General features: G+C 72.7%; 26 protein-coding genes and 1 pseudogene. 11 read left to right on the forward strand and 16 right to left on the reverse strand.

Translation table 11 applies throughout. The annotated features are described in order from the left end of the window. Positions 1 to 20 precede the first annotated feature (20 nt). Both ACIQR3_RS19105 and ACIQR3_RS19110 read left to right on the forward strand, forming a co-directional pair. Complete coding sequence (locus ACIQR3_RS19105) at positions 21 to 2,024, forward strand: O-antigen ligase family protein (RefSeq protein ID WP_403540215.1); 2,004 nt, start codon at positions 21 to 23, stop codon at positions 2,022 to 2,024. Beyond that, positions 2,021 to 2,920, forward strand: coding sequence for a glycosyltransferase family 2 protein (locus ACIQR3_RS19110; protein ID WP_403540218.1), 900 nt, complete (start codon positions 2,021 to 2,023; stop codon positions 2,918 to 2,920). Before ACIQR3_RS19105 ends, ACIQR3_RS19110 begins: the two co-directional genes overlap by 4 nt. A 3-nt stretch (positions 2,921 to 2,923) precedes the next feature. On the opposite strand, the gene ACIQR3_RS19115 is transcribed toward ACIQR3_RS19110, so the two are convergent. The 10 genes and pseudogenes from ACIQR3_RS19115 to ACIQR3_RS19160 form a co-directional block, all read right to left on the reverse strand. Continuing rightward, positions 2,924 to 3,715, reverse strand: a complete 792-nt coding sequence (locus tag ACIQR3_RS19115) for a glycosyltransferase family 2 protein (protein ID WP_403540220.1) — start codon at positions 3,713 to 3,715, stop codon at positions 2,924 to 2,926. 11 nt (positions 3,716 to 3,726) lie between these two features. After that, positions 3,727 to 4,785 carry a hypothetical protein gene (locus ACIQR3_RS19120; protein WP_403540222.1) on the reverse strand — a complete coding sequence of 353 codons (1,059 nt, stop codon included), beginning with the start codon at positions 4,783 to 4,785 and terminating at the stop codon, positions 3,727 to 3,729. Next, positions 4,782 to 6,362 (reverse strand): oligosaccharide flippase family protein, encoded by a 1,581-nt coding sequence (locus ACIQR3_RS19125; RefSeq protein ID WP_403540225.1) that lies wholly within the window; start codon positions 6,360 to 6,362, stop codon positions 4,782 to 4,784. The genes ACIQR3_RS19120 and ACIQR3_RS19125 overlap by 4 nt, the downstream gene beginning before the upstream one ends. Continuing rightward, positions 6,322 to 7,215, reverse strand: a complete 894-nt coding sequence (locus ACIQR3_RS19130; RefSeq protein WP_403540227.1) for a chain length determinant protein — start codon at positions 7,213 to 7,215, stop codon at positions 6,322 to 6,324. The genes ACIQR3_RS19125 and ACIQR3_RS19130 overlap by 41 nt, the downstream gene beginning before the upstream one ends. A 51-nt stretch (positions 7,216 to 7,266) precedes the next feature. Continuing rightward, positions 7,267 to 8,472: a non-hydrolyzing UDP-N-acetylglucosamine 2-epimerase gene (gene wecB, locus ACIQR3_RS19135; RefSeq protein WP_403540228.1), complete on the reverse strand. Its 1,206-nt coding sequence runs from the start codon at positions 8,470 to 8,472 to the stop codon at positions 7,267 to 7,269. Between the two features lie 4 nt (positions 8,473 to 8,476). Beyond that, positions 8,477 to 9,736: a nucleotide sugar dehydrogenase gene (locus ACIQR3_RS19140; RefSeq protein ID WP_403540231.1), complete on the reverse strand. Its 1,260-nt coding sequence runs from the start codon at positions 9,734 to 9,736 to the stop codon at positions 8,477 to 8,479. Further along, positions 9,736 to 10,506 carry a WecB/TagA/CpsF family glycosyltransferase gene (locus ACIQR3_RS19145; RefSeq protein WP_403540233.1) on the reverse strand — a complete coding sequence of 257 codons (771 nt, stop codon included), beginning with the start codon at positions 10,504 to 10,506 and terminating at the stop codon, positions 9,736 to 9,738. The genes ACIQR3_RS19140 and ACIQR3_RS19145 overlap by 1 nt, the downstream gene beginning before the upstream one ends. Further along, positions 10,503 to 11,669, reverse strand: a complete 1,167-nt coding sequence (locus ACIQR3_RS19150; RefSeq protein WP_403540236.1) for a hypothetical protein — start codon at positions 11,667 to 11,669, stop codon at positions 10,503 to 10,505. The genes ACIQR3_RS19145 and ACIQR3_RS19150 overlap by 4 nt, the downstream gene beginning before the upstream one ends. 354 nt (positions 11,670 to 12,023) lie before the next feature. Further along, positions 12,024 to 12,557, reverse strand: a pseudogene (locus tag ACIQR3_RS19155) (acyltransferase); the annotation flags it as partial. A 68-nt stretch (positions 12,558 to 12,625) separates the two neighbouring features. After that, on the reverse strand, positions 12,626 to 13,693 hold the full coding sequence (locus tag ACIQR3_RS19160; RefSeq protein WP_403540238.1) for a glucose-1-phosphate thymidylyltransferase: 1,068 nt from the start codon (positions 13,691 to 13,693) through the stop codon (positions 12,626 to 12,628). Between the two features lie 218 nt (positions 13,694 to 13,911). Between ACIQR3_RS19160 and ACIQR3_RS19165 the strand changes: the two genes are divergently transcribed. Next, positions 13,912 to 14,559 (forward strand): YceI family protein, encoded by a 648-nt coding sequence (locus ACIQR3_RS19165; RefSeq protein WP_215165370.1) that lies wholly within the window; start codon positions 13,912 to 13,914, stop codon positions 14,557 to 14,559. 87 nt (positions 14,560 to 14,646) lie between these two features. On the opposite strand, the gene ACIQR3_RS19170 is transcribed toward ACIQR3_RS19165, so the two are convergent. The 5 genes from ACIQR3_RS19170 to ACIQR3_RS19190 form a co-directional block, all read right to left on the reverse strand. Then, positions 14,647 to 15,072 carry an SHOCT-like domain-containing protein gene (locus tag ACIQR3_RS19170; protein WP_403540240.1) on the reverse strand — a complete coding sequence of 142 codons (426 nt, stop codon included), beginning with the start codon at positions 15,070 to 15,072 and terminating at the stop codon, positions 14,647 to 14,649. Positions 15,073 to 15,093: 21 nt separating this feature from the next. Then, a complete protein-coding gene (locus ACIQR3_RS19175) occupies positions 15,094 to 15,339 on the reverse strand; it encodes a hypothetical protein (protein ID WP_403540242.1) in 246 nt (81 codons plus the stop codon). Between the two features lie 11 nt (positions 15,340 to 15,350). Beyond that, positions 15,351 to 15,755: a DUF2089 domain-containing protein gene (locus ACIQR3_RS19180; RefSeq protein WP_403540245.1), complete on the reverse strand. Its 405-nt coding sequence runs from the start codon at positions 15,753 to 15,755 to the stop codon at positions 15,351 to 15,353. A gap of 86 nt (positions 15,756 to 15,841) precedes the next feature. Continuing rightward, a complete protein-coding gene (locus ACIQR3_RS19185) occupies positions 15,842 to 16,888 on the reverse strand; it encodes a hypothetical protein (RefSeq protein ID WP_403540248.1) in 1,047 nt (348 codons plus the stop codon). Between the two features lie 171 nt (positions 16,889 to 17,059). After that, positions 17,060 to 17,584, reverse strand: a complete 525-nt coding sequence (locus ACIQR3_RS19190) for a hypothetical protein (RefSeq protein ID WP_403540250.1) — start codon at positions 17,582 to 17,584, stop codon at positions 17,060 to 17,062. 245 nt (positions 17,585 to 17,829) lie between these two features. Here ACIQR3_RS19190 and ACIQR3_RS19195 point away from each other — a divergent pair, with 245 nt between their 5' ends. From ACIQR3_RS19195 to ACIQR3_RS19230, 8 genes are all read left to right on the forward strand, one after another. After that, a complete protein-coding gene (locus ACIQR3_RS19195) occupies positions 17,830 to 19,098 on the forward strand; it encodes a flavin-containing monooxygenase (RefSeq protein ID WP_403540252.1) in 1,269 nt (422 codons plus the stop codon). Between the two features lie 11 nt (positions 19,099 to 19,109). Continuing rightward, on the forward strand, positions 19,110 to 19,589 hold the full coding sequence (locus ACIQR3_RS19200) for a RidA family protein (RefSeq protein ID WP_403540255.1): 480 nt from the start codon (positions 19,110 to 19,112) through the stop codon (positions 19,587 to 19,589). Further along, the gene (locus tag ACIQR3_RS19205) at positions 19,586 to 20,251 is read left to right on the forward strand and encodes a DUF1028 domain-containing protein (RefSeq protein WP_403540258.1); all 666 of its coding nucleotides are present in this window, start codon (positions 19,586 to 19,588) and stop codon (positions 20,249 to 20,251) included. The genes ACIQR3_RS19200 and ACIQR3_RS19205 overlap by 4 nt, the downstream gene beginning before the upstream one ends. After that, a complete protein-coding gene (locus tag ACIQR3_RS19210; RefSeq protein WP_403540260.1) occupies positions 20,251 to 21,399 on the forward strand; it encodes a M20 family metallopeptidase in 1,149 nt (382 codons plus the stop codon). Before ACIQR3_RS19205 ends, ACIQR3_RS19210 begins: the two co-directional genes overlap by 1 nt. Beyond that, positions 21,396 to 21,665: a hypothetical protein gene (locus tag ACIQR3_RS19215; protein WP_403540262.1), complete on the forward strand. Its 270-nt coding sequence runs from the start codon at positions 21,396 to 21,398 to the stop codon at positions 21,663 to 21,665. The genes ACIQR3_RS19210 and ACIQR3_RS19215 overlap by 4 nt, the downstream gene beginning before the upstream one ends. An 86-nt stretch (positions 21,666 to 21,751) precedes the next feature. Next, positions 21,752 to 23,098 (forward strand): MFS transporter, encoded by a 1,347-nt coding sequence (locus ACIQR3_RS19220; protein ID WP_403540264.1) that lies wholly within the window; start codon positions 21,752 to 21,754, stop codon positions 23,096 to 23,098. A gap of 50 nt (positions 23,099 to 23,148) precedes the next feature. Next, positions 23,149 to 24,066, forward strand: a complete 918-nt coding sequence (locus ACIQR3_RS19225) for a LysR family transcriptional regulator (protein WP_215165383.1) — start codon at positions 23,149 to 23,151, stop codon at positions 24,064 to 24,066. Positions 24,067 to 24,232: 166 nt separating this feature from the next. After that, entirely contained in the window at positions 24,233 to 24,610 is a 378-nt protein-coding gene (locus ACIQR3_RS19230) for an SDR family oxidoreductase (protein ID WP_403540267.1), read from the forward strand. A 31-nt stretch (positions 24,611 to 24,641) separates the two neighbouring features. On the opposite strand, the gene ACIQR3_RS19235 is transcribed toward ACIQR3_RS19230, so the two are convergent. After that, the gene (locus ACIQR3_RS19235) at positions 24,642 to 25,892 is read right to left on the reverse strand and encodes a hypothetical protein (protein WP_403540270.1); all 1,251 of its coding nucleotides are present in this window, start codon (positions 25,890 to 25,892) and stop codon (positions 24,642 to 24,644) included. Between the last annotated feature and the right edge of the window lie 111 nt (positions 25,893 to 26,003).

The following is a 26,003-nucleotide window of genomic DNA, read 5'->3' on the forward strand; positions in this document are numbered from 1 at the left end:
CGGATCGAGGGGGACGGTACGTGAGCCTTGGTGAGATATGGGCCATTCTGCGCAGGCGGTGGTACTTCATGGTGCCGCTCACCCTGCTCAGTCTGCTCGGCGGCGCCTACCTGTACGCGACCGTCCCCGTCTCCTACCAGTCGCAGAGTTCGGTCGCGCTCCTCGACTCCTCGGCCGTGGCCCGGCTGGCCCCCACCTTCGGCAACCCCATCTCGAACGCGGGCGGTTCGCTGATCGTCACGGCCGACGTCCTGATCAGGACCCTCGAATCCGGCGACGCCGCGAAGGAGTTGTACAGCCGGGGCGTCACCGATCCCTACACGGCCGGGTTCGCCCCGGGCAGCGAGAGCCCGCTGCTCCAGCTCAGCGTCACCGGAACCGACCGCGAGAAGGTGCTGGAGGAGACCGACACCCTGACCGCCTTCGCCGGTGAGCAGCTCACCGCCCTCCAGGAGGCCGCCGAGGTCCCGCCCGCCTACCTGGTGGAGACCGCGCCCGTCGTCCTCCCGCAGACCCCGGTGGCGCAGTCGAAGAGCCGCTACCAGGGCGTCGCGGCCGTGGTCATCCTCGGGGTCGTCAGCGCGTTCCTGCTGTCGATCCTGATGGAAGGCGTCGCGGTGGTGCGCCGCCGCCCGCCGGCCGCCCCGCGACCGCACCGGCCGCGCGCCCCGAAGCGGGCCGGGGCCGGGCCGCTGGGCCGCCGGTTCGACGCCACCGCGATCCTCACCGTCTACCTGGTGCTGGCCTTCTTCGTCCCGTCCAACCTGGCGCTGCCCGCCCTCGGCGGCGTCGGCACCCCCGCCAACGTCTTCGCCCTGCTCGGCCTGTTGTGGTACCTCGCGACCTGGCTGGGCGGCCGGATCCTGCCCGCGCCGGGCACCCGGCCCGTACGGATCGTGATGTGCCTGCTGGGCCTGGCCGTCCTCGCCGCCTACCTCGCCAACAGTCTGCGCGGCAGCTCCCACCAGGAGGTCCTGGGAGCCGACCGCGGCCTCATCGGCTTCCTGGTGTGGGTCTCCCTGGTCGTCCTGGTCTCCGCGGGAGTGCGCGAACGCGGCCGGCTCGACGTACTGATGCGCCGCATGGTCGTCATGGGGTCCGTGGTCGCCGCGATCGGTTTCTACGACTTCTTCGCCGCCACCAACATCGCCGACTCCATCCACATCCCCGGCCTGCGGACCAGCGTCGCCCAGGTCTCCGTCATGGACCGCGGCTCCTTCACCCGGCCCCGGTCCACCACCGCCCAGCCGCTGGAGTTCGGCGGCATGCTGGCGATCCTCCTGCCCTTCGCGATCCAGCAGGCCTTCGACCCGGTCCGCCGCCACCTGCCCGCCCTGCGCCGCTGGGGGCCGGTGCTGCTCATCGGCGGCGCGCTGCCCCTGACGGTGTCGCGGACCTCCGTCCTCGGCCTGCTGCTGGTCGCCCTCGTGATGGTGCCCCGCTGGAAGCCGGCCCGCCGCTGGGCCGCCATCGGGATCATGGCGGCCTCCGTCGCCGTCTTCAAGGTGCTCGTGCCCGGACTGATCGGCACCATCACGGAGCTGTTCGCCTCCTTCCTGTCCAACTCCGACAGCAGCACCCAGGCCCGGACCGTCAAGTACAGCGCGATCGTGCCGTATCTGAAGGAACATCCGCTGTTCGGCCGGGGGTTCGGCACCTTCACCCCGGACCTGTACTTCTTCACCGACAACCAGTACATGCTGACCGCCGCGGAGACGGGACTGCTCGGGGTCGTCGCCCTGTTCGCGCTGTTCCTCGCCGGCATCCACCACGGAGGCGCCGTGCGGCGGCTGGCCCGCACCGACAGCGACCGTGAACTGGGGCAGGCGTTCTTCGCCTCGGCGCTGGTCGCCCTCGTCATCAGCGCCACCTTCGACTCGCTCAGCTTCCCGATGTTCGCTGGCATCTTCTTCCTGACCCTGGGCGCGGGAAGCAGCTACCTGGGGTTCGTCCGGCGCGAGGCCGCCCGCACGCCCCGCGAGACCGCCAAGACCGAGCTTCCCCGACCCGCGGAGTCCCGATGAGCACCGTCGCCGTCATCGTCGTCACCTGGAACAGCGCCCCGGTGCTCCCCGGGTTCCTCGCCGCGCTGGAGGACGGCATGGCCGGACTCGACTGGCGGCTGGTCGTCGCCGACAACGACTCCGCCGACGACACCGTCGAGGTCCTGCGGACGCTGGCCCCCGCCGCCACCGTCGTGCGGACCGGCCGCAACGCCGGGTACGCCGCCGGCATCAACGCGGCCATCGCCGCCGCCGGTGACTTCGGCGCCGCCCTCGTCTGCAACCCGGACGTCCGCATGCGGCAGGGCTGCGGGAAACGGCTCGTGGACCGCCTCGGGGACGGCACCGGGATCGCCGTCCCCCTGCTGTACGAGGAGGGCCGGGACACGCCCCACCACTCGCTGCGCCGCGAGTCCAGCGTGACCCGGGCCCTCGGCGAGGCCCTCATCGGCAACCGCAGGGCCGGGCGGTTCCCAAGGCTGAGCGAGATCGTCACCGACCCGGCCGCCTACCGCCGGCCCACCCGCGCCGACTGGGCCACCGGCGCGCTGATGGCCGTATCGGCGGAGTGCCGGGCCGCCTGCGGCGCGTGGGACGAGTCGTTCTTCCTCTACTCGGAGGAGACCGAGTACTGTCTGCGCGCCCGGGACCTGGGACACGCCACGCGGCTGGAGCCGACCGCCGAGGCGGTGCACCTGGGCGGCGACTCCCGGGTGTCGCCCCGGCTGTGGACCCTGCTCACCCTCAACCGGGTACGGCTGTACGGGCGGCGCAACGGGCCCCTGGCCACGGCCTGCTTCCGGGCCGCCGTGTTCCTGCGCGAGGTGTCCCGGGCCGCCCTCGGCCGCGAGGCCAGCCGCGCCGCCGCCGCGGCCCTGCTGCGGCCGGGCGCGCTGAAGGCCACGCCCGGACCGTGACGCTCACCCGGACCACGTCGTGTAGAAGCTGCCCGGGTTCACCAGGTACCGCACGGTGGGGTGCGGCACGTGGCGCACCCGGTGCCCCCGGCCGTACCGGCGGATCAGCTCCCAGTCCTCCCGCGGCAGCACCCGCGGGGTCCGGCGCAGCCGGCTGAAGTGCAGGGAGCCGTCGCGCCGGGCGACGAACGCGTTGGTGTCGAGGAAGGACTCCCGGGCGGCCCGGCGCCGGTCGAACGGCACGGACAGGACGTCCCGTTCGGTGCCGTCCGGCAGGACCCGGCGCAGCGCCGTGTACACGCCGTCGGGCCCGCCGGGCGCCTCCAGCACGGCCAGCGCCCGCTCCAGGTGGTCGGGCTCCCACAGGTTGTCGTCGTCCAGGAACGCCACGTACCGCGACCGCGTCAGCCGGATGCCCACGTTGCGCACCACCCCGGCCACCCCGGTGTTGCGGGACAGCGACACGGCGAACAGCCGGGGGTCGCCGGGCAGGTCCGGGAGCCCGGCACCGTCGTCGACCACGACGACGACCTGGTCCCGCACGGTCTGCGCCAGCGCCGAACGGACCGCCGCCCGCAGCTGCTCGGGCCGCCGGTGGGTGGCGATGACGGTCGCCACCAGGGCGGCCGGCGGGGGAGCGTGGGCCGCCGCCAGCCGGCGGGTCTCGGCGTTCTCCAGGCGGCGCAGGCGCAGCGCGGAGGGCAGCAGCAGGACCTTGTTGCGCAGCTCGAACAGGACGATCCAGCCGAAGGCGTGCTTGAGCAGCTCCCAGGGGAGGCGGACGATACGTCGCATGATCCTCTTCCTCAGCCGGCCGGCTCGGGGACGACCGGGGTGCCGTCGGAGAACCGGTTCCCGCGCCAGACGTTGCCCGCGCCGCCCGCGTTCCAGGCGGTGACCGGTCCGTAGAAGCCGCTGTTCGGGTGATAGCGGGTCGAGAAGACGTTGTCGGTGACCGTGATGCCGGTGGCACCCTCGCCGCCCCCGTACAGGGCGTACGCCCCGCCCGCCAGGAGGTTGCCGTCGATCACCGTGTCGGAGACCCGGCCGGTGTCGGCGAACAGGCCCACGGCGGCCGACGCCCCGCGGTCCACGGGTGCGGGGTTGAGCAGGGTGTTGTGCCGGATCACCAGCTCGCCGTCGTTGCCGCCGCCGCTGATGACCGCGTCGAGGTGCTGCCACTCGCCGCCGTTGTTGCGGAAGGCGACGAGATCGTGGACGTAGTTGTCGTGGATGTGCCCTTGACCCATGGAGAGGGCGTTGCCGAACACCGAGATGTCGCACCAGCCGACCTCGACGGAGCTGGTGCCCATGTTGGACACGGCGTAGTTCACCCCGCCGTTGTCGGGGCCCTCGCCGGGGACCGCGGTGATGGTGCTGTGCAGGATCCGCAGCCCGTGGTGGCCGGGGCGCAGGTTGACGCCCCACCAGTTGGTGGAGGTGATCCGGGAGTCGACGACGGTGACGTCGTCCGCGTAGATGTCGAGCGAACCGGTGATGTCCTGCGCCCTGATGACCGCCCCGTCGGTCCGCACGCTCAGGTCGCCCGTGGACTTCGGCGTGAGCCGGACCCGGGGCCCGGTGCTGCGCGCGTCGGGGAACGCGGCCTCCACGGGTGCCGCCGAGGTGGCGGGCGGGCGGACCGGTGACGAGGGGCTGCGCGTGGCCGCCGACGGGGAGCCGGTCGCCGAGGGGGCCGCGGAGGTGGCGGGCGGCGCGGTGGCGGAAGGGGTGCGGGCGGGGGGCGGGGAACCGGTTCTGGCCGGTCCGCTCGCCGCGGGGCCGTCCGTCCGCTCGGGGCCCGCAGAGCAGGCGGCGAGCAGCAGCAGAGCCAGGCAGGCCATCGGACGGCGGCGCCTCGTCATACGGTCTCCGGAGTCTTGGAGCCGAGCAGGAAGCGTCGGCCGGGCAGCACGCACACCACGTAGCAGGCCAGTGCGCTCGTGCCGATGACGAACAGGGCGAGGGTGCCGTCGCCGAGCAGCCGCCGCTCGGCGAGGACCACCAGGGTCATCACCGCCCCCGCGAGGAACGGCCAGGCACAGGCCCGGCCGACGGCGCCGAGCCCGACCCCGGCACGGCCGAGGGCGTACAGGAACACGGGGACGATCAGCCCGGCGGCGACCAGGACGTGCCCCTGCGCGACACCGACGATGCCGTCGAGCCGCGCACCCGCGATGAGGACGGGGACGAGCGCGGCCACCCACAGGCCCTGTACGAGGATGAGGGAACGGCGCTGTCCGGCGGCGACCAGACAGTCGTAGGCGAGTTCGCAGCCGATGCGGATCAGGCCCAGGGCCATCAGCCACGGCAGCGCGGCTGCGGCCGGCACCCAGGTGCTGCCGTAGACCAGCTCGACGACGGGCGCGGCGAGGCCGCCGAGCAGTACACACAGCGGCACGGTGCCGGCCACCAGGACACCCAGCGCCCGGCTGAAGCCGTCGGCGAGGGCCCCCGGGGAGCCGGCGAGCCGGGAGAACCCCGCGAAGGAGACCCGCCGGGCCGCCTCGGAGATGACCCGGACCGGCCACCCGGACATGTTGAACGCCAGGACGTAGAAACCGAGCGAGACCCCGCCGAGCGCGGAGCCGACGACCAGGGTGTCCACGTTGACGACGGCCAGGGCGAGCAGGCTCGCACCGGCCAGCGGCAGCCCGAACCGCAGGAGCGCGCGCGCCTGTTCGGGGTTCCAGCCGAACCGCAGCGTGCCGGGCGCGGCCACGGCGCAGCCGACGAGAGCGGCGACGTTGCCCGCCACCGCGCCCCACGCGAAACTCATCGCCCCCCAGCCCGCGAAGGCCAGCAGCAGGGTCACCGCGGTGCTCAGGACGAAGTTCAGCGCGTCGATGACCATGCGCTTGCCCTGGGCGAACTCCCGCGTCAGGAAGTTGGCCGGCACCTGCGCCACTCCGTCGATCACCAGGCACAGGCACATCACCCGCAGCACGCCGGTGGCGTCCGGCGAGTCCAGCAGTCCGGCCACCGTCGGCGCCGTGACGAACAGGCCAGCGTAGAGCAGCACGCTGGAGGCGGTGGCCAGGGTGAGCACGGTCGGCGCGAAGCGGCGCGGATCGCCCTCCCAGCGGACGACGGCCAGGCTGACGCCGAGTTCGTTCGCGGAGAGCAGGACCAGCAGGACGGTCTGGGCGATGCCGTAGACGCCCCACTCGGCCGGGCCGAGCGCGAAGCGCGCCAGGACGATGCCGGTGGCGAAGTTGCCCAGGCGCATGACCATCGTGTTGGCCAGGCTCCAGCCCGCAGCGGAACGCACCTTCCGGCCGAGGGAGCCGGTGCCGGGAGCGTCCGCGCCGGGGGAGTGCCCGGCGGCAGCGGCTGCGGCGGGGGTGTCCGTGGCGGGGGTGTGCGGGCCGGCCGTGTGCACGGCGGGGGTGCCGCTCGGGTCAGCGGCGGTCGCGCTGTCCGGTGGGCGAACGCTGTCCATGGGTCGGCTCCTCGTCGAGCGGCTCGGCGGCGGGCGTCACGGCCGGGCGTCCCGCCTTCGGCTCCGCCGGTGTCCGGCGGCCGGTGGCCCGGGACCAGGCGGGCGGACGCCGCAGGGCGATGGTCCGGTCCGCGACCGGCTCACCGGGCCCGTGGGTGCCGCCCGGTTCCGGAGCGCTGTCCCGCTCCGGCGTGTCCCGGTCCGGTCGCGCGGTGTGGTCCGGCTCAGGAGCGCGGTCCGGTCGCTGTGGCGCGTGCGGCCGGCGGCGTGCTTCGACCCAGAACACGGCGACCAGGCTCAGCACCAGGCCCAGCCCTCCGGCCATCACCAGGTACTGGAGCCGCGTCTTGGTCTGCGCCACCGGCTGCTGCGGGGCCACGACCGTGGTCATCCGGATCATGGCCTTCGGGTCGACCGACTGCTGCCGCTGGAACTCCTTCAGCCGCTCCGCGGCGTACGCCGTCAACAGCTTGTCGGAGGCGAGTACGGCCTTCTCGTCCGTACCCGTGACGGTCAGCCACATCAGCGGCCCCTGGGCGTTGTCGGCCAGCTTGGCCTCGAACGTGCCTGTGGCACCGCGGGACTTCAGCTCCCGCACGGAGCTGTCGGAGTTGAGGTTGCGGGCCAGGCCGTCGGCCATACCGGTGAGCGAGGTCTGTGTGCTCAGGAACGGGTTGCCGTCGTAAGCGACCGTGGCCTTCTGGGAGTTGAGGAGCACCACCGTGCTCTGCGACTGGTACGTCACCGGGACCAGCAGGGCCACGGCGGCCAGCAGTACGGCGGTCAGGAACAGCCCGGGCAGCAGGACGTACCAGCGCCTGCGCATGACCCGGAAGATCTCCGCGAGATCCATGGTGGTACCCCCTGGCGACCCGGCGTTCGACGAGCATATGCGGCAAGCGGATCATATGGGGAACGTCGGTCTCGTGGGCCTTGGCTGGTCGGTGGGCCTTGGCTGGTCGGTGGACCCCGGCCGGCCGGTGGACCCGGGCTGGTCGATGGACCCCGGCCGGTCGGTGGGCCGTGGCCGGGTGCGCGCGGTGCCGCCGCTCAGCAGCACCTCGGCGATACGGTCGCTCGCCCGGCCGTCCCACAGCGCGGGCCGGCGCGGCGCGGGAGGGGCGTCCAGCACCCCGTGCACGGTGCTCACGACGCGCGCCGGGTCCCGCCCGGCGAGCACATTGGTGCCCTCCGCGACGGTGACGGGCCGCTCGGTGTTGTCCCGCAGCGTCACGCACGGCACACCCAGGGCGGTGGTCTCCTCCTGCACCCCGCCCGAGTCGGTCAGCACGACCCGCGCCGCGTCCTGGAGCGCGATGAAGTCCAGGTAACCGGCGGGCGGCACGAGCCGGACGCCCACCGGGACCCCCAGCTCGGCCAGCCGGCCGGCCGCGCGCGGGTGGGCCGGCAGCACCAGCGGGCAGTGGCCGGCGATCTCGCCCAGGGCCTTCAGCAGCCCGGCGAGCACCTCCGGGTCGTCCACGTTGGCGGGCCGGTGCAGCGTGACCAGGCCGTACCCGCCCCTGGTCAGCCCGAACCGGTCGAGGACGTCCGAGGTCCTGGCCCGCTCCAGGTTGGCCAGCAGCGTGTCGATCATGACGTTGCCGACCAGGTGGATCTGGTCCTCCCGGTAGCCCTCGGCGCGCAGGTTGTCGGCCGCGTCGGGGGAGGGGGCCAGCAGATAGTCGCTGACCCGGTCGGTGGCGACCCGGTTGACCTCCTCCGGCATGCTCCAGTCACGGCTGCGCAGTCCGGCCTCGACGTGCGCCAGCAACGGGCCGGCCTTCGCGGTGACCAGGGCGCAGGCCAGCGTGGAGTTGATGTCGCCGACCACGACGACGAGGTCCGGGGCCACCTCGTCGAGCAGCGGCTCGAACGCGGTCATCACCCGGCCGGTCTGCTCGGCGTGGCTGCCGGAGCCGACGCCCAGGAAGCGGTCCGGCGGGCGGATGCCGAGGTCGGTGAAGAACACGTCGTTCATGGCCGGGTCGTAGTGCTGGCCGGTGTGGACGAGGAGCACCTCGGCGCCCCGGCGCTCCAGCGCGTCCATCACCGGTTTGATCTTCATGTAGTTGGGGCGTGCCCCGGCGACACAGATGATGCGCGGCATTGCTTCAGAGCACCTCGATCGTGGGTCCGGACGGCAGCCGTCGGCGGCAGTCGAGGACGAAGGGGGCGTGTTCGGCGATGAGTTCGTAGTCGAAGGAGTCGTGGTCGGTGAGCAGGACCACCACGTCGGCGGCCTTCAGCTCCTCCGGTTCGAGGTCGACCCGCACCAGCCGGGAGTCCACCGGCAGGCTCTCCACGACATGTGGGTCCGCCGCCCTGACCTGCGCCCCCATGTCGAGGAGGAGTTGGGAGATGCGCAGCGCGGGCGACTCGCGGGCGTCGCCGGTGTTCTTCTTGTAGGCGAGCCCGAGCAGCAGGACGCGGGAACCGTTGACGGACCGGCGTCTGGTGTTGAACAGGTCGGTGATCCGCCGTGTCACGTACTCGGGCATGTGGTTGTTGACGTCGTTGGCCAGCTCCACGAAGCGGAAGCTCTGGCCGAGTTCGCGCTGGACCCGCCAGGACAGGTAGGACGGGTCGATCGGCAGGCAGTGTCCGCCGACGCCCGGCCCGGGCGTGAACTTCATGAACCCGAAGGGCTTGCTGGAGGCGGCGTCGATGGCCTGCCAGACGTCGATGTCCAGGTGGTGGGCGAACATCGCGACCTCGTTGACCAGCGCGATGTTCACGTGCCGGAAGGTGTTCTCGAGGAGCTTGGCCAGTTCCGCTTCCTTGGGCGACCCCACCGGCACGGTGGTGTCGACGAGTCGGCCGTAGAAGTCCTGGACCGCCTTCAGCGAGGCCTCGTCGACGCCGGAGACGACCTTCGGGGTCTCCTTGAAGCCCCACACCGCGTTGCCGGGGTCGATCCGCTCCGGGCTGTAGCCGAGCCGGAAGTCGCTGCCCGCGGTGAGACCCGACCCCTCCTCCAGCAGCGGCCCGAACAGCTCCTGGGTGGTGCCGGGATAGGTGGTCGACTCCAGGACGACGGTGGCCCCGGGGCGCAGATAGCGGGCGAGGGTGACCGCCGACTCCTTGATGTACCGCAGGTCGGGGGTGCCCTCGTGGAGCGGGGTCGGCACGGTCACGACGGCGACGTCGAAACCGCCGCAGTCCCGCGCCGACTCGCTCGGTCGGTAGGTGCCGTTTTCCAGGGCCGCGCGGACCCGCTCGGAGGAGACGTCCTCCACGAAGGACTCGCCGGCCGCGAGGCTCTTGATCCGCCGGGTGTCGACGTCGTAGCCGATCACCTCGTGTCCGACCTCGGCGGCCCGGACGGCCAGCGGCAGGCCGACGTATCCCTGTCCGACCACGACGACACGCATCAGTGACTCCTGTTCGCGGGAGCGGTCGACGGGGTGAGCCGGATGCGCTCGCGGACCGTCATGAGGACGAAGGCGGCATTGGTGGTGAGGTAGCGCCGGCCCAGGCGGCGCGGTTCCTGCAGGGCCCGGTAGAGCCACTCCAGCCCCCGGCGCTGCCAGGACTCGGGGGCCCGCCGGGTGACCCCGGCCAGGATGTCGAAGGAGCCGCCGACCCCGTGCACGACCCGGGCGCCGGTGCGTGCGCCGTGGGCGGCGGTGAAGATCTCCTTCTTTGGTGAGGTCATGCCAAGGAAAAGCATGTGGGCGCCGCTCTCGGCGATGGATTGCGCGATCGTCTCCTGCTCGGAGTCGTCGAAGTAGCCGTTCCGGTGGCCCGCCACCTTCAGTCCGGGGAACCGGACGGCGACCCTGCGCAGCATCTCCTGGAGCACCTCCTGCCGGGCGCCGAGGAAGTACACCGGGATGCCGGCCTTCTCCGCCTCCGCCAGCAGCCTCAGGAACAGGTCGATCCCGGCCACCCGCTCCGGCAGCGGGGCGCGCAGCACCCGCGCGGCCCAGACCACGGCCTGTCCGTCGGCGAGGACCAGGTCGCAGCCGGTCACCGCCTGCGCGAGCCGCGGGTCGCGCCGCATGTTGACCAGCTTCGCCGCGTTGACCACGCCGATCTCCAGCTGCCGGCCCTCGCGCACCGCGGCGAGGCAGCGCTCGACGGTCTGGTCCATCGTCAGCGGGTCCAGCTCGATCCCGAACAACGACCTCCGCCCGCTCATATCCGGCCCCCCTGCCAGGCGTGGAGCAGCCAGCCGAACTCGTACGGCCGGCATTCGCGGTCCACGGACAGCGGGCGGTACACCCGGTCCAGAGCCCTCAGCCGCAGCCCCGCGGCGGCCCGCGTGGACAGTCCGCGCACCGCCCGTACGGCCTTCTTCGGGTCACCCCGGTAGACCTTGCGCCAGGTCACGCCCAGCTCGTCGAGGATCAACGGCTCCTGGGCGGAGGGGTGTCCGGCCAGTTCCGGTACGTCCGTCATCCAGCGCAGGCCCTTGCGGACCGCCGCGCCGAAGTCGCCGCCCCCCGCCTCGGCCAGGTCGAACAGGGCGGTCGGCGCCATCGCGTGCTGGTGGACGCTGTAGACCGGATAGCCCTCCACGACACCGCCGGTACGCGCGTCGTAGTGCCACCACCACTGGCCGCCCTCGCCCTGCAGCTCGCAGATACGGGCCGCGCACGCCTCGGCCGCGGCCAGTGCCTCGGGGTCGCCGGGGCCGCTGACGTGGGCGCGGGCCAGCGCCTGGAGCGGGTACGTCTGGTCGGCGAAGCAGCTCACGTGCGCCCGGTACCAGGGGAGCAGCCCGGGGCCGGTGGCGTGCGGGAACAGCGGGCCGGCACCGGTCCGGGAGCGCAGCAGACGGTCCCGGGCCGCGGTGAGGTGCTCCTCCACATCGGCCGTGTCGCGGGCCGCCGCCAGCGCGGACAGCACCCATGCCGCCTCGACGGTGTACTGCGGCCGGCGGTGGTCGTCCAGCGCCGTGACCCGGGCCAGGGCGTCGGACAGCTTGGGGTGCCCGGTCTCGGCGGCGGCCCAGGCGATGAGCGCCGCGTCGCCGAGGTTGGTCACCGACGGCAGCGACTCCACCAGCAGGCCGGTGAACTCCTGGGCGGTACGGCCCGCGAGGACGGTCCGCTGGCGGTCCTCGGGCAGGTGGTGGACGCCGAGCGCGGTGATGGCCGCGTACCGCCTGCTGGTCCCGCGCTGCTCCACGCGCCAGGAACCGTCGGGTGCCCGCGCCCCGGCCAGGGTGAACGCGAAGGCCTCCTTGCCCGGCAGCAGCATCGAGGGCAGGCCCGACTCGGCCAAGGACAGCAGCCGTTGCGCGAGCGGCAGCAGCGACGGTTCGTCACGACCGAGCGCCGCCAGACGTGAAGTGGTCATCTTTCGGACACACCAACCCCCCTGTGGGTCCTGTGTTCAACAGACTGTGTCCGTCGGGCCGCGACCGGCCGGACGGTGGAAAGGCAGACGTCAGACGCCGGATCGGCACGTGCTCCCGGCTTTGGACACAGGTGTCCCCATCACCCCGTAACCCCCCCTGGGCACGACTGGTTCGTGTGCTCATTGTGCTCGGTCTGCACACTTCGTACACATGTTATGCCGGTAAGTGTTCGAGGCATCGGGCTTTGCGAGAAACAGCTGAAAACAACTGGGGACGCGGGGCCGGCGTCAGGCGCGCTCCACCAGTTCCCCGTCCTTCTCGTCGTACAGCGCCCCTGTCTGCGGGCACTCTCAGACGCCCGGCGTGCCCTCGCTCTCCGCCAGCCGGACGCCGGCCCGGCCGACCCAGCCGATCCGGCGGGCCGGGACGCCCGCCACCAGTGCGAAGTCGGGTACGTCCCGGGTCACCACGGCACCCGCCGCGACCAGCGCCCAGCGGCCGACGCGCACCGGGGCCACGCAGACCGAGCGGGCCCCGAGCGAGGCGCCCTCCTCCACCACGACCGCCACGGCCTCCCAGTCGCCGCCCCGCTTCAGCCGGCCCGTGACGTCCACCGACCGGGGGAAGTGGTCGTTGGTGAGCACCGCCGCCGGGCCGACGAAGACGCCGTCGGCGAGCACCGCGGGCTCGTAGACCAGCGCGTAGTTCTGGAGCTTCACGTTGTCGCCGATCCGCACCCCGGGGCCGACATAAGCCCCCCGGCCCACCACGCAGCCGCTGCCGAGCCGCGCGTCCTCCCGGATCTGGGCCAGGTCCCAGACCGCCGACCCGTCGCCGACCGTGGCGGAATCGTCGACCTGGGCGGTCGGCTGAACCCTGAAGCTCATGTGGTGGAACCTTTCTGCCGAGGTGGGGGCCGGGGTGGAGTGCCATGAGGAGACGGTGTGAGGAGACGCTATGGGGAGATCTGCACCTTGCTGTGGTCGCCGAGCACGAACCGGTGCGCCGACGGGTTGCGCGGGGCGGGCGTGACCTCGACGTCGCGCCCGATGAGCGAGGCCTCCACCCGTCGTACGCCCGTCACCGACGAGCCGCGCAGCACGATGGAGTACTCGATCTCGCTGTCCACGATCCGGCAGCCCTCGGAGAGCGAGGTGAACGGGCCGACGTAGGCGTTCTCGACGACGACGCCGGCGCCGATGACCACGGGGCCGACGATCCGGCTGCGCACGACCCGGGCGCCCTGTTCGATGCGCACCCGGCCGATGATCTCGCTGTCCGCGTCGACCGTGCCCGCCCTGAGCGATTCCACGGTCTCCAGCACCGACCGGTTGACCTCCAGCATGTCGGTGACGTTGCCGGTGTCCTTCCAGTAACCGGAGATGGTCGTGGCGCGGACGTCGCGCCCTTCGTCGATCAGCCACTGGAGGGCGTGCGTGATCTCCAACTCCCCGCGCCAGGACGGCCGGACGGCGCGGACGGCCTGGTGCACGGCCGGAGTGAAGAGGTAGACACCGACGAGCGCGAGGTCGCTCCTGGGCGTCCTCGGCTTCTCCTCCAGGCCGGCCAGCCGCCCCTCGGCGTCGAGTTCGGCCACGCCGAACTGTCGGGGATCGGGAACCTTCGTCAACAGCACCTGAGCGTCCGGCCGTTCCGCGCGGAAGCTGTCCACCAGCGGCGTGATCCCGCCCACGACGAAGTTGTCACCGAGGTACATGACGAAGTCGTCCTCGCCGAGGAACGCGCGGGCGATCAGCACGGCGTGGGCCAGACCCAGTGGTTCCTCCTGCGGGATGTAGGTGACATGGAGACCGAACCGCGAACCGTCACCGACCGCCTCCCGGATCTCTTCCGCGGTGTCCCCGACGACGATCCCCACCTCGGTGATCCCCGCGTCCGCGATCGCCTCCAGGCCGTAGAAGAGCACCGGTTTGTTCGCGACGGGAACCAACTGCTTGGCGGACGTGTGGGTGATGGGACGCAGACGAGTGCCGGAGCCACCGGACAGCACAAGTGCCCTCATGCGGAGCACCCTACTCATGCCGGACCGGTCGACGGAGGGATTCCGCACACACCTTCGACCGGAGGGCCGGACGCCGAAACGGGGTCACAGACACGGGGAACTTGTGCAGCTTTGCGGTCGGCGGCATGGAACCCGGACGAGGCCGCCTATTTCGCCGTCCCTCCGCCGCCGACTCCGTGATAGCACGGAGCGACCGAGTCGAAAGGGCTTACGACCTCATGGGTATCTTCAGCCGTCGCCAGAGCGCGACCGCCGAGCAGGCGTCACCTGTCGACTTCCGTGCGCCGGTGGAGGAGGTCACGCCCGCCGGTGTCGCGCTCGACCCCAGGCTGCGCGCGCTGACCGGCGAGTGGACCATCGACCGTCCGCACAGCCGCATCGGGTTCTCCGTGCGGCACGCGATGGTGACGACGGTACGGGGCTCCTTCGCCGACTACGACAGCAAGCTGTACTTCGACGGGGCCCGGCCCTCCGAGTCGCGGGCGCACCTCGTGATCAAGGTGGCCAGCGTCGACACGGGAGTGGAGCAGCGCGACGCCCACCTCGTCGGCGCCGACTTCTTCGACGCGAGCCGCTACCCGGAGATGGTGTTCCGCAGCACGTCCACCGTCCACGAGGGCGGGGAGAACTTCCGCATGACGGGCGACCTGACCATCCGCGGCATCACCCGGCCCGTCGACCTCCAGCTCGACTACCTCGGCTCGGTCATGGACCCCTTCGGCTACGAGCGCGCCGGTTTCGACGGCACCACCACGATCGACCGCACCGAGTGGGGCCTGGTCTACAACCAGCGCCTCGAAGCGGGCGGGGCGATGGTCAGCGAGAAGATCCGGCTGCAGTTCGACATCTCCGCCATCCGGGCGTGAGGTGATCCCGGGACGGGTGTGACGCCGGGACGGGTGTGACGCCGGAGGCCGCTCCGCCGGCGCTGCTGCCGCCGCCCGGCGCCGCCGTCACTCGCAGAACACCCGCACCTTGGCATCGGGGTCGTCGACGTCGACGGAGACCTCGTCGAGATGCTCGACGAGGTCGTCGAGGTGCTGCTGCTTGAGCTCGCCGAGGTCGATCGGCACCCCCGCCTTGCTCAGCTCCGCGTTGACCTTGGTGATCGCCTGGGGAGGGAGGAGGCTCGTGAGCCGGACCCCGGCGCGCAGCAGTTGCAGCGGCACCCGGATGTTGACCCGGCTCGCCCCGTCGCCGGAGTCGTCCGCCGCGTCCACCAGCACGCGCAGGTACGTGGGGCGGGACTTGGTGCCGGAGGCGCCCGGCGGTGACGCGGGCCGGTCCTGTTCCAGGGCGGCGAGCAGTCGCTCGGCCTCATCCGCGGTGATCTTGCCCTCGGCCAGCAAGTCCAGGACCTGACGGCGTTGTTCGTTCATCGCCACTGTCTCTCCTCCTGCTCATCTGACGCTTACCAGTACGGCCGTGCGGTGGTACTCCAGCTCGAACCGCGTGCCGGGCAGCGCCCACAGCACCCGCCCGGCACCGCGCAGCGCGCCCAAGGGGCGCACCCCGGTGACCAGGCAGGCGACGACGGCGCCCAGCACGGCGAGCAGGATCAGCGGGGACAGCACCGGCAGGACCAGCGGGACCGGGATGTACAGCCGCCTCCGGCGGCCGTCCGGACGCCGGAGACCCACGGTCACGAGGCAGGGGATCACCGGGAGCCCTCCAGCTCGGCCAGTGCCTCCTGGGCACTGATCTCGCCCCGCCGCAGTCGGCCGACGACGTCGGCGGCGTCGACGGGCGCGGGGTCGGTGTCGACGAAGTCGAGCTGTTCGGCGATCCGCTTCAGCCGGGACTTGACCGTCGGGTAGCTCACCCCGAAGATCCGCTCCATCTCCTTGATGGAACCGTGCGACCGTACGAACGCGGCGACGAACACCTGGTCGTCGATGCTGAGCTGGGCCAGCTGCGGGGGTTCGAACTCGCCCTCGATCGCGACGCCGCCGCGTGCGAGGCGGACCCGCTCGACCACGAACGGCTGTCCGCGCGTCAGGTCCGTCAGCTCCTGCCAGTCCACCTTCGGCTCCCTGCTCTCGGCGACGCGCCCATGGTTCATTTGTATCTTGAGATTTTTAAGTCGTCAACGCTCAGAAATTGATTTTCTTCATCTCTGCCTCGTCGATCGCGTGGCCGGGCGCCGCGTCACTCGCCTCCGCCTCCGCCTCCGCCATCACCGCCTCCGCCGTCGCCCCCGCCGCCGTCTCCTCCGTCCGCGCCCCAGCCGTCACCCCCGCCGGGCTCGTTGTCCTGGCGTCCCCTGCCGAGGTTGCTGTACCACGGGCGGCCCCACGCGTCGTCGTCGGCGGCGGGCTCGCCCCGGTACACCGGGCGTCCCCGCTCCGCTCGGAACCGTGCCGAGCCCGTCGTGTCCCCGAGCCCGAAGGCGGCGGCGCAGAGCTGGGCCATGACGGCGTCCAGCGGGTCACCGCTCGCGTAGTGCACGGGAGCCAACGGCAGCAGCACCGTGCCCGGTTCGGGCGTGAGCCGGCGCGGCAGACGGGTCAGCAGGGCGACGGGCCGGTCATTGCACAGCAGCCGCGAACTCGTCGCGTTCTCCCGCCGCAGGACCCAGTGCCGCCCCGGGATCCGTACCTCCACGAGACTCCTGGACTTGCGCCAGTTCTTCTCCAGAGCGAGGCCGGCTGCCGTGTCGGCGACGGTCAGTCGAAGGCCCTTCGACGGCTCCGGGGCGTCCGGACGGAAGCCGTACGGTGCCCGCAGCCGCAGGACGGGAGCGTGGGGTCCCCATACGTCCACGCGCACCAGGCGCCGTTCCACCGCGACGGCGATCTGCCCGGCGGGTCCCGGCGCGAACCGCCGCGCGATCCACAGGGGCACCCCTTCGGCCCGGCCCCGGGCGGACAGGGCGGCCACCTGCCCGGGCCCGCCGCACCGCAGGACCGCGAGGTTCCCCAACTGGTGGGCGAACCGGGCGGCATGGCGAGCCCTCACCGGGATGCAGGAACCGGTGACGCGGGTGACCGGGACGATGCCGGCCCCGTCCGCCAAGGCGTGCAGCGGGCGCTCCGTGCCGCCCCCGCCGAGCCAGCGGCCCCGCTGGTACGCCTCGGCCATGGCGCCGAGGTTCAGCTCGTCCAGGGGAGTGGTCCTCGGGCCCACCCGCAACCGGTCCCCGGTCAGTTCCACGGTCCGGGACAGCGGATTGCGTGACCGTTCGCCATAGAGCACCTGGTTCACCACGACCCCCGTACATCGTGCGGCCCCGCCCGGCCGCCGGACGCGTGTGTGCCGGGGTCCACGGAGCCACTGCCACTACTTCTCTCAGACCGCGCCGGTGTCCTCGTGGTTCCACGAGGTATCGGCAGGGTGACGGCGAGGCTCTCGGGGCAGGGCGGGCCCCTAGCCGATCCACTCCCGCAAGAGCGCCTCCCGCTCCGTCTCCCGGGGCGAGCCCCCTTCCCATGTGCGGCCCCACTCCGACATGGCCGCCAGGGTCGTGGTCATCGTCGCGGCGCCCTCCGCGAGGCGGGTCAGGAGGGTGCGGGAGAGGTCGGTCTCGGCCTGGGAGTAGCCGACGGCCGCGGCCACGTAGGCCGCCAGCTCATGGTCGCCGTCGGCTGTGCCGACGCGCAGCGTCATCAGCCCCGGGGCGTCGTCCGCCCCGCCCGAGCCGGGGTCCACGAGGTTCAGCACCGTGGTCCACGCCATGCCCGTGACCGCGCCGACCCGCCGCATCACGGTCTTCACGGGTACGTCCGTCACCGTCAGGCTCCGCACGTCCTCCCACAGGTGGAGGCCGGACTGTCCGTCCCCGAGGGCCACGACGCCCTCGGGGGACAGGCGTACCCCGGGAGCCAGACCGGACGGCTTCGCGCCCACGTACACATCGCCCTCGGCGATCCAGAACAGGCCCACCATGGCCATGGGTTGCTCACTTCCCCCGACGACGGCGCCACCGCCGTGTCTCACATCAAAACGATCAAGTCGCTCTCCGCAACGCGCGAGGCCGGCCGGAAGTTCCCGTCCCGCGCCCCGATTCACATCTGTAAAACCGATTGCCTACAACGGAAACATCTGTTGGACAGGGTTTACGAGGGCCGCTGAGGATGTTCCGTGCGGTAGCACAGTCAACGCGACACCGGATGGACTGCCGCACGAGCGGAGGCGAAATGCCGAGTGAACAGACTGAAGTGGTCGTCGTCGGGGCGGGCCAGGCCGGCGTGGCGGTGAGCGAGCACCTGGGGGCCCACGGCATCCCGCACCTCGTCCTGGAGCGGGACCGGGTGGCCGAGCGATGGCGCTCCGAGCGGTGGGACTCCCTGGTCGCGAACGGGCCCGCCTGGCACGACCGTTTCCCGGGCATGGAGTTCCCCGACGTCGACCCCGACGGCTTCGCCTCGAAGGAGCAGGTCGCCGACTACTTCGCCGCGTACGCCGAGAAGATCGGCGCCCCCGTCCGGTGCGGTGTCGAGGTGACCTCGGTGCGCAAGCACGCCGGCCGGCCCGGCTTCCGGGTCGAGACGTCACGGGGATCCATCGACGCCCGCTTCGTCGTGGCCGCGACGGGGCCGTTCCAGCGGCCCGTGATCCCGCCCCTCGTCCCGGACGGCACCGTTCCGGTACAGCTCCACTCCAGCGGGTACCGCAACCCGGAGCAGCTGCCCGAGGGCGCGGTCCTGGTCGTCGGAGCCGGTTCCTCGGGCGTCCAGATCGCCGACGAGCTGCGCCGCTCCGGCCGCCGGGTCCTCCTCTCCGTCGGCCCGCACGACCGTCCGCCCCGCCGGTACCGCGGACGTGACTTCTGCTGGTGGCTCGGTGTGCTCGGACTCTGGGACGCTCAGACGCCGCCCGAGGGCGCCGCCCACGTCACCATCGCGGTCAGCGGCGCCCGCGGCGGCCACACCGTGGACTTCCGGGCCCTGGCCGCCGCCGGCGTCGAACTCGTCGGCATGACCGCGTCCTGCGCCGACGGCGTCCTGCGCTTCGCGCCCGACCTCGCCGACAACATCGCGCTCGGCGACACCAAGTACCTCGCGCTCCTGAAGGCGGCCGACGCGTACGTGGAACGCAACGGCCTCGACCTGCCCGAGGAGCCGGACGCCCACGTCCTCGGGCCCGACCCGGAGTGCGTGACCGACCCCCGCCTGGAACTCGACCTGGCCGCGGCCGGCGTCACCTCGATCGTCTGGGCCACCGGCTTCGCCACCGACTACGGCTGGCTCCAGGTCGACGCGTTCGACGAGCGGGGCCGGCCGGACCAGCGGCGCGGAGTCTCCCGCGAGCCCGGCGTCTACTTCCTGGGCCTGCCCTGGCTGTCCCGCCGCGGGTCCAGCTTCATCTGGGGTGTCTGGCACGACGCCCGGTACGTCGCCGACCACATCGCGACCCGGCGCGCCTACCTCGCGTACGGCACCGCACCCGCGACCCCGCAGAACTGAGGAGCACCCCCATGACCCCCACCAGCGAGGGCCGTCCGGCCAAGGCCCCGATCACCGTCGGCGGACACACCCGCGTCCGCCCGTTCAACACCCGCGACACCTACCCCGAGCAGAACCTCGACAACGACCTCTGCCAGGCCGTCGTCGCCGGCCGCACCGTCTACGTCCGGGGCCAGATCGGCCAGGACCTCGACACCAGCGAGTCCGTGGGCATCGGTGACGCCGAGGCCCAGGCCGAGCGAGCCATGGCCAACATCAAGACGCTGCTCGAAGAGGCGGGCAGCCGGATGGAGCACCTGGTCAAACTGACCGTCTACCTCGTCGACCCGCGCTACCGCGAGCCCGTCTACCGCACCGTGGGCCGCTGGACTCGGGGCGTCCACCCCATCTCCACCGGCCTGGTGGTCTCCGCCCTGGCCCGCCCGGAGTGGCTGTGCGAGATCGACGCGATCGCCGTGATCCCCGAACCGTCCGAGGAGGCAGGAGCATGACGTTCTCCCTGGTGGTCCGGGACGGCGAGCGGTTCGGCGTCGCGGCCGCCTCGTCCAGCCCGGCGGTCGCCGCCCGGGTCGTCCACCTGCGGCCCGGCGCCGGCGCGGCGACCTCGCAGAACATCACCGACCCCAGGCTCGGCACCGCCCTGCTGGAGCGGCTCGCCGCACACGGCGACGCGGAGCGGGCGCTGCGGGAGGTCACCGGGGCGAGCGCCGACATCGCCTACCGGCAGCTGACCGTGCTGGGCCGCACCGGCCCGGGGTACGCCTACAGCGGCTCGCACACCCTCGGCACGCACGCCTCCGCCACCGCCGACGGCGCGGTCGCCGCCGGCAACATGCTCTGCGGCGAGCACCTGCCCGGCGTACTCCTCGACGCGTACGCCACCGCCACGGGGGAGCTGGAGGAGCGGCTGCTCACCGCCATGCGGGCGGCCGTCGCCGCCGGCGGCGAGGAGGGGCCGGTGCACTCCGCGGGCCTGGCGGTCGTCGCGGACGTCGGCTGGCGGGTCACCGACCTGCGGGTGGACTGGGCCGAGGACCCCGTGGACCGGCTCGGTGACCTCCTCGACGTATGGCTGCCGCAGCGGGACGACTACGTGCGGCGCGGACTCGACCCCGCGGCCTCGCCCTCGTACGGCGTCCCCGGGGACCTGTGATGGGCGGCGCGCTGAAGGAGACGGTCCGGCGGGCGGTCGCCCGGCACGCCGAGGAGCTGACCGGCCTGTCCGAGCGGCTGCACGCCGATCCGGAGACCGCGTGGGAGGAACACCGGGCCGCCGCCCGCGTGCCCGAGCCGCTGGACCGCGCCGGATTCGACGTCACCGCCTCCTACCTGGGCCTGGACACCGCCTTCCACGCCCGGTTCGGCAGCGGGCCGGTGCGGATCGCGCTGTGCGCCGAGTACGACGCGCTGCCCGGCCTCGGTCACGCCTGCGGACACAACCTCATCGCGGCCGGCTCGGTCGGCGCCGCGCTCGGCCTCGCCGCCGTCGCCGACGACGCGGGCCTCACCGTCGAGGTCTACGGCACCCCGGCCGAGGAGGGCGGCGGCGGCAAGATCGAGATGCTGGACCGGGGCGCCTTCACCGGTGTCGACCTCGCGATGATGGCGCACCCGGCGCCGGTCGACGTCGCCGAGGCCCGCCCCTTCGCGGTCAGCCACTCCAAGGTCTCCTACACCGGGAAGTCCGCGCACGCCGCCGCCTATCCGGAGGCCGGGATCAACGCGGCCGACGCCTTCACGGTCGCCCAGGTCGCCATCGGGCTGCTGCGCCAGCAGTTGCCGGCCTCGGCGCGGGTGCACGGTGTGGTGACGCACGCCGGTGACGCCCCGAACGCCATCCCGGAGCGGGCGACCGGACGCTGGTACGTACGGGCCGAGTCACTGGCCGAACTGGCCGAGCTGGAGCCCCGGGTCCTGCGGGCCTTCGAGGCGGGGGCCCTCGCGACCGGCTGCGAGCTGGAGATCGAGCCGGAGAGCAAGCCGTACGCGGAGTTCCGCACGGACGAGCGGGCCCTCGGGCACTACCGGGCCAACGCCCTCGCCCTGGGGCGGGAGTTCGCGCCGCCCGGCCAGGCCGCCCGGATGAACCGCGCCTCCACCGACATGGGCAACGTCTCGCAAGTGGTGCCGGCCATCCACCCCTACATCGGCATCGGCTCCCTGCCCGCCACCAACCACCAGCGCGAGTTCGCCGCGCACTGCGTGGGCGGCACGGCCGAACGGGCCCTGCTCGACGCGGCCCTCGCGCTGGCCTGGACCGGCGTGGACCGCGCCACGCGGGCCGGGAAGGCCACGGCATGACGACGGCGACAGCGGCGCACGCCCGCGACCGGCCGGCGCACGCCCGCGGCCGACCCACGCACGACCGCGGCCGGCATCGGACCGGGCACGACACACCAGGCCGCGCCGACGCCGCGGCGGACGCCCGCCACGGGGCCCGCACCGTCCGGGCGCCGGCCGGCTCCCCGCCGCGCCGCGCCGGCCGGCCCGGCCCCGCCCCGACGATCCGGGAGCCCGCGCCGCTGACCGGGGCGGAACTGCGCGAGCTGACCCGCCCCACCCCCTGACCGGCCTGCCCTCGCCCTGAGAGCACGGCGCCGGCGGCACCCGCACTGCTCCGGCTTCTCCACCCCGTTTCCCCAAGGAGGCGCGTATGCCCACGCGTGACAGCAGTGCCACGATGACGACCGAGGCCGAGCCGGCCACCGACGTCGCAGCGCTGCGCAGGAGTGTCGCCGCGGGAGCCGTCGGCGTGTTCGTGCACTGGTTCGACTGGGCCGCCTACGCCTATCTCGCCGGTACCGTCGCGACCGTCTTCTTCCCGGCCGAGGACGGTACGACCGGACTGCTCGCCGTGTTCGGCGTCTTCGCCGTCTCGTTCGGCATCCGGCCCGTCGGTGCCCTGGTCCTCGGACCGCTCGGCGACCGGATCGGCCGCAAGCGCACCCTGTCCCTGGTCATCTTCATGATGTCCGGCGCGACCCTGACCATCGGACTGCTCCCCGGCTACGACGCGATAGGCATCGCCGCCCCGATACTCCTGGTGGTGCTGCGGCTGGTCCAGGGCTTCGCGGCGGGCGGCGAGTTCGGCAGCGCGGCCAGCTTCCTCGCCGAGAGCGCGCCGCGCCGCCGCCGTGGATTCGGCGTGAGCTGGCTGGAGGTCGGCTCCCTGCTCGGCTTCCTCGCCGGTTCGTTCGTCTTCCTGCTGCTGTCCGCGGGGCTCGACGAGAACCAGCTCACCGCCTGGGGCTGGCGCGTGCCCTTCCTGGTCGCCGCGCCGCTCGGTGTCATCGGCTACGTCATCCGCAACAAGATCGAGGACACCCCCGAGTACCGGGCGCTCGAAGCGCACGGCACCGTGCCCAGCAGCCCCGCCCGCGAACTGCTCCGCTCCCACAAGCGGGAACTGCTCCAGGCGGCCGGCCTGATGGCCGCCATGCACGTCCCCTTCTACGCCGTACTGACCTACCTCGTCACCTACGAGACCGACCACCTCGGCCACTCCGCCGACAGCGCCGCCCTGCTGTCCACCGTGATCTCCCTGCTGGGCCTGGTGCTGGTGCCGCTGTTCGGCAGGCTGTCCGACCGGGTGGGCCGCAAGCCGGTGTTCGTCGGGGCGACGGCGGCGCTGCTGGTCCTGGCCACCCCCGCCTTCCTGCTGATGCGGACCGGACTCACCGGCACCTGGATCGCCGGACTGCTCCTCGGCGCGATCCTGGCGGCCATCCTCGGCACCTACGCGGTGTGGTCGGCGGAGATCTTCCCCACCCGCACCCGGCAGAGCGGACTGTCCGTCGCCTACAACATCACCGCGGCGCTGTTCGCGGGCACCGTGCCCTATCTGATGACCGTGCTCATCTCGGCGACCGGCTCCACCCTGGTGCCCGGCCCGTACCTGATGGTGTTCGCCGCGGGCGGCCTGGTCGCCGCCCTCTCCCTGAAGGAGACCGCCGGCCGCGCGCTGCTGCGGCCCGAGGACGTGCCGTCCGAGCGGGTCTAGGCGCCGATACAGTCGGCGCGGACACGGTTCACCGCGCACAAGGGCCTCGCATGACGTCACCGCTGGGTTTCACCCTCGTACAGCTCCGATACTTCCTGGTCGCCGCCGAGCGCGGGTCGATGACGGAGGCGTCGCAGGAACTGCACATCGCGCAGTCCGCCGTGTCCGCTGCCGTCTACAACCTGGAACGGGACCTGCGGGTCCAGCTGTTCATCCGGCGCCGGGGCCGGGGACTGACCCTGACCCCCGCCGGGGAGCGGCTCCAGCAGCAGGCCCGGGACCTGCTGGCCCGCGCCCGCGAGGTCGAACGGGAGGCCAGGGGAGAGGGCGAGGAACTCGCCGGACCGGTCACCGTCGGCTGTTTCGTGACCCTCGCCCCGTACTACCTGCCACCCCTGTTCAGCGAGTGCACCGAACGCCATCCGGGCATCGAGATCGACGTGGTCGAGGCCGAGACGGACCAGCTCGTCCAGGCCCTGACGGCCGGACGCATCGACTTCGCCCTCACCTACGGCCTCGGACTGTCCGCCGCCCCGGAACTGCGCGGCGAGACGATCGCCCTCGCCCCCGCCTACGTCCTCGTCCCGGCCGGCCACCCCCTGGCCGGCCGGGACAGCGTGGAACTGAACGAACTGTCCGCGGAACCGCTCGTCCTGCTGGACCTCCCGCACAGCCGCGACTACTTCCACTCCCTGGTGGCCGCCACCGGCACCGCCCCCGACGTCCGCTACCGCACCCGCAGCTACGAGACCGTACGCTCCCTGGTCGCCCGCGGACTCGGCTACTCCGTACTCAACCAGCGGCCCGCGACCAGCCAGACCTACGGCGGCGGCGAGGTCGCCGCACTCCGGCTCCGGGACGGCGGACCCCCGCTCGAAGTCAAGATCGCCTCCGTGGACGGCATGACCCAGACCGCCCGCGCCCGAGCGGTGATGGACCTGCTGCGCCAGATCGCCGCCCGGCCATGACGGTGTCACCCGGCCGCCCCGCGGTGACCGTGCGGGACGACCAGTACGTCTGCACCAGGTCCCAGGGCTCGTCCGACATCCGGGACGGCCCCTCGGAGGCCGTACGGAACGCCGAGGGGGAGATCACGGGCCTGAAGACCTACGAGGGGGAGGTCCGCAGCGGAGAGTGGGCGCCCGTGGACGGCAGCCGCGACGGCCTCCGGCGCCTCGCCGCGCTCACCTCGGAGGGCGAATACGACGAGTCCCGGACCGAGGACGTGACGATGGCGGGCACGTCGTACCTGGCCTTCCGTCAGGTCGAAGCGCTGCCCACCGACCCCGACGCGCTGCTGAGGAAGCTCCGGGGCGGCGACGGGGTGGTGGAGTCCCGGCTGACGGAGACCGTCTTCGAGAACCGCTCCGCACCACCGCCCGCATCCCGTTCGGGAGGTTCGGCACCGCCCGCGAGGTCGCCGAGGCCGTCGCCTTCCTCACCTCCGACGCCGCCGCCTACGTCACCGGGCAGAACCTCGTCGTCGGCGGCGGCATCGGCGTCCCGGCCTGAATCACGCGGCCGCGGGCCGGCGGGCGGGACGTCACCAGTTCTTGTACCGCACCTCGCCCAGGCCGCAGAACGTGCAGCCGGCGCTCAGGAAGTCCTCTGTGCGGCGGAACTCCTCGTCGGCCAGGTGCCACCGCAGCCACGCGGTGATGATGTGCTGTCCGTTGCGCGTGGCGGCGATGTGATCGGTGCCGTCGAGGATGCTGAACCACACCGGGACATCGGTGTTGGTGTAGTCGCGCTCCACGTTCGAGGTGGCGAAGTCGTCGTCGCCGCCGATGTAGAGGGCCGGATTGCGCAGACTGTCCGGGCCGTTGCCGTCGAAGGAGCCGCCCGCCACGTGGACGGTGGTCTCCAGCCGCGGGTCGTCGGCGACGTCGAAGGTCCCGATCGATCCGCGGGAATGGCCGCCGAAGGCCACCTCGGTGAGGTCGAGGTCCTGGTACAGCGGATCGCCGGCGTCGGCGTTGACGTCCTCCAGCCAGTCGAGGGCGTCGACCATGTAGGCGCCGCTGCTGGACGAGACCTCGCTGTAGACCACGAACCCGTGCGACGCCCACTGGCGCAGCATGTCCTCGTAGGCCGCCGGGTCGGAGCCCGCGCCCGGGCCCCAGACGAGGACCGGGTGGTCCACGCCGTCCCGGCCGGCGGCGGCCGGGTACACCAGCCATCCGTCGCCGCCGGGGCCGGCCGACTCGTCGACGGTCACCGCGTACGGCCCCGGCGCGGTCACGTCGGACACCGGAGGCAGGGACCCGGGCGGGGGATCGCCCGGCCCGCCGTCGCCCGCCGCCTCGACCAGCACGTCGTCGACCGTCAGCGACTCCAGGACGCTGTTGGCGTCCAGCGAGAACCGCAGCCGCAGTTCGTGCCCGTCGACCGAGGCGGGCAGGCGGAACGACGCCGCGCCGGTGGCGGTGCGCGCCGACTCCAACGAGGTGAACGACCCGCCGTCGACCGAGTAGGCGGCGGTGAACGTCTCCCCGAGGTCCAGCCCGGACGCCGCCCGGGTGTACGACACCGTCACCTCGCTGTGCCCGGTCAGATCGATGGGCGCGGACGTCAGCGACGGGTCGGAGAGCAGCGAACCGCTCAACCGGGCGCCGTACGTGCCGGTGGTGACGGAGCCGTCGGCGGTGAAGGTGCCGAGCCCGTCGGAGAAGTCCTCGCCGTAGACCGCGCCGGCGGCGGCAGCGGGAGGCGTGAGCGCGCCGGCGGCTCCCACGGACAGGGCGGTGAGGGCCACGGCGCCGCACACGCGTGAGCGCCAACTGGAACGAGACATGTAGGGAATCCCTTCTGGCCGCGCCGGCCGTCTGCGCTGACGGCGCGGGGTCGTGTCGTCGGTTGCGGGGACGTTCCTGCCTGTCGCGGTCGCCGAAGGACGGCGCCTCGG

The sequence above is a fragment of the Streptomyces sp. NPDC090994 genome (assembly GCF_044768905.1).
Taxonomy (GTDB): Bacteria; Actinomycetota; Actinomycetes; order Streptomycetales; family Streptomycetaceae; genus Streptomyces.

What these genes read in the sequence shown, in the direction of transcription:
- ACIQR3_RS19225 (WP_215165383.1), top strand. Translation starts at nt 23,149, where the DNA reads ATGACGTCACCGCTGGGTTTCACCCTCGTACAGCTCCGATACTTCCTG.
- ACIQR3_RS19145 (WP_403540233.1), bottom strand. Translation starts at nt 10,506, where the DNA reads ATGAGCGGGCGGAGGTCGTTGTTCGGGATCGAGCTGGACCCGCTGACG.
- ACIQR3_RS19200 (WP_403540255.1), top strand. Translation starts at nt 19,110, where the DNA reads ATGACCCCCACCAGCGAGGGCCGTCCGGCCAAGGCCCCGATCACCGTC.
- ACIQR3_RS19110 (WP_403540218.1), top strand. Translation starts at nt 2,021, where the DNA reads ATGAGCACCGTCGCCGTCATCGTCGTCACCTGGAACAGCGCCCCGGTG.
- ACIQR3_RS19150 (WP_403540236.1), bottom strand. Translation starts at nt 11,669, where the DNA reads ATGACCACTTCACGTCTGGCGGCGCTCGGTCGTGACGAACCGTCGCTG.
- ACIQR3_RS19160 (WP_403540238.1), bottom strand. Translation starts at nt 13,693, where the DNA reads ATGAGGGCACTTGTGCTGTCCGGTGGCTCCGGCACTCGTCTGCGTCCC.
- ACIQR3_RS19165 (WP_215165370.1), top strand. Translation starts at nt 13,912, where the DNA reads ATGGGTATCTTCAGCCGTCGCCAGAGCGCGACCGCCGAGCAGGCGTCA.
- ACIQR3_RS19180 (WP_403540245.1), bottom strand. Translation starts at nt 15,755, where the DNA reads ATGAACCATGGGCGCGTCGCCGAGAGCAGGGAGCCGAAGGTGGACTGG.
- ACIQR3_RS19190 (WP_403540250.1), bottom strand. Translation starts at nt 17,584, where the DNA reads ATGGCCATGGTGGGCCTGTTCTGGATCGCCGAGGGCGATGTGTACGTG.
- wecB (WP_403540228.1), bottom strand. Translation starts at nt 8,472, where the DNA reads ATGCCGCGCATCATCTGTGTCGCCGGGGCACGCCCCAACTACATGAAG.
- ACIQR3_RS19205 (WP_403540258.1), top strand. Translation starts at nt 19,586, where the DNA reads ATGACGTTCTCCCTGGTGGTCCGGGACGGCGAGCGGTTCGGCGTCGCG.
- ACIQR3_RS19235 (WP_403540270.1), bottom strand. Translation starts at nt 25,892, where the DNA reads ATGTCTCGTTCCAGTTGGCGCTCACGCGTGTGCGGCGCCGTGGCCCTC.
- ACIQR3_RS19215 (WP_403540262.1), top strand. Translation starts at nt 21,396, where the DNA reads ATGACGACGGCGACAGCGGCGCACGCCCGCGACCGGCCGGCGCACGCC.
- ACIQR3_RS19220 (WP_403540264.1), top strand. Translation starts at nt 21,752, where the DNA reads ATGCCCACGCGTGACAGCAGTGCCACGATGACGACCGAGGCCGAGCCG.
- ACIQR3_RS19130 (WP_403540227.1), bottom strand. Translation starts at nt 7,215, where the DNA reads ATGGATCTCGCGGAGATCTTCCGGGTCATGCGCAGGCGCTGGTACGTC.
- ACIQR3_RS19125 (WP_403540225.1), bottom strand. Translation starts at nt 6,362, where the DNA reads ATGGACAGCGTTCGCCCACCGGACAGCGCGACCGCCGCTGACCCGAGC.
- ACIQR3_RS19210 (WP_403540260.1), top strand. Translation starts at nt 20,251, where the DNA reads ATGGGCGGCGCGCTGAAGGAGACGGTCCGGCGGGCGGTCGCCCGGCAC.
- ACIQR3_RS19115 (WP_403540220.1), bottom strand. Translation starts at nt 3,715, where the DNA reads ATGCGACGTATCGTCCGCCTCCCCTGGGAGCTGCTCAAGCACGCCTTC.
- ACIQR3_RS19140 (WP_403540231.1), bottom strand. Translation starts at nt 9,736, where the DNA reads ATGCGTGTCGTCGTGGTCGGACAGGGATACGTCGGCCTGCCGCTGGCC.
- ACIQR3_RS19170 (WP_403540240.1), bottom strand. Translation starts at nt 15,072, where the DNA reads ATGAACGAACAACGCCGTCAGGTCCTGGACTTGCTGGCCGAGGGCAAG.
- ACIQR3_RS19195 (WP_403540252.1), top strand. Translation starts at nt 17,830, where the DNA reads ATGCCGAGTGAACAGACTGAAGTGGTCGTCGTCGGGGCGGGCCAGGCC.
- ACIQR3_RS19120 (WP_403540222.1), bottom strand. Translation starts at nt 4,785, where the DNA reads ATGACGAGGCGCCGCCGTCCGATGGCCTGCCTGGCTCTGCTGCTGCTC.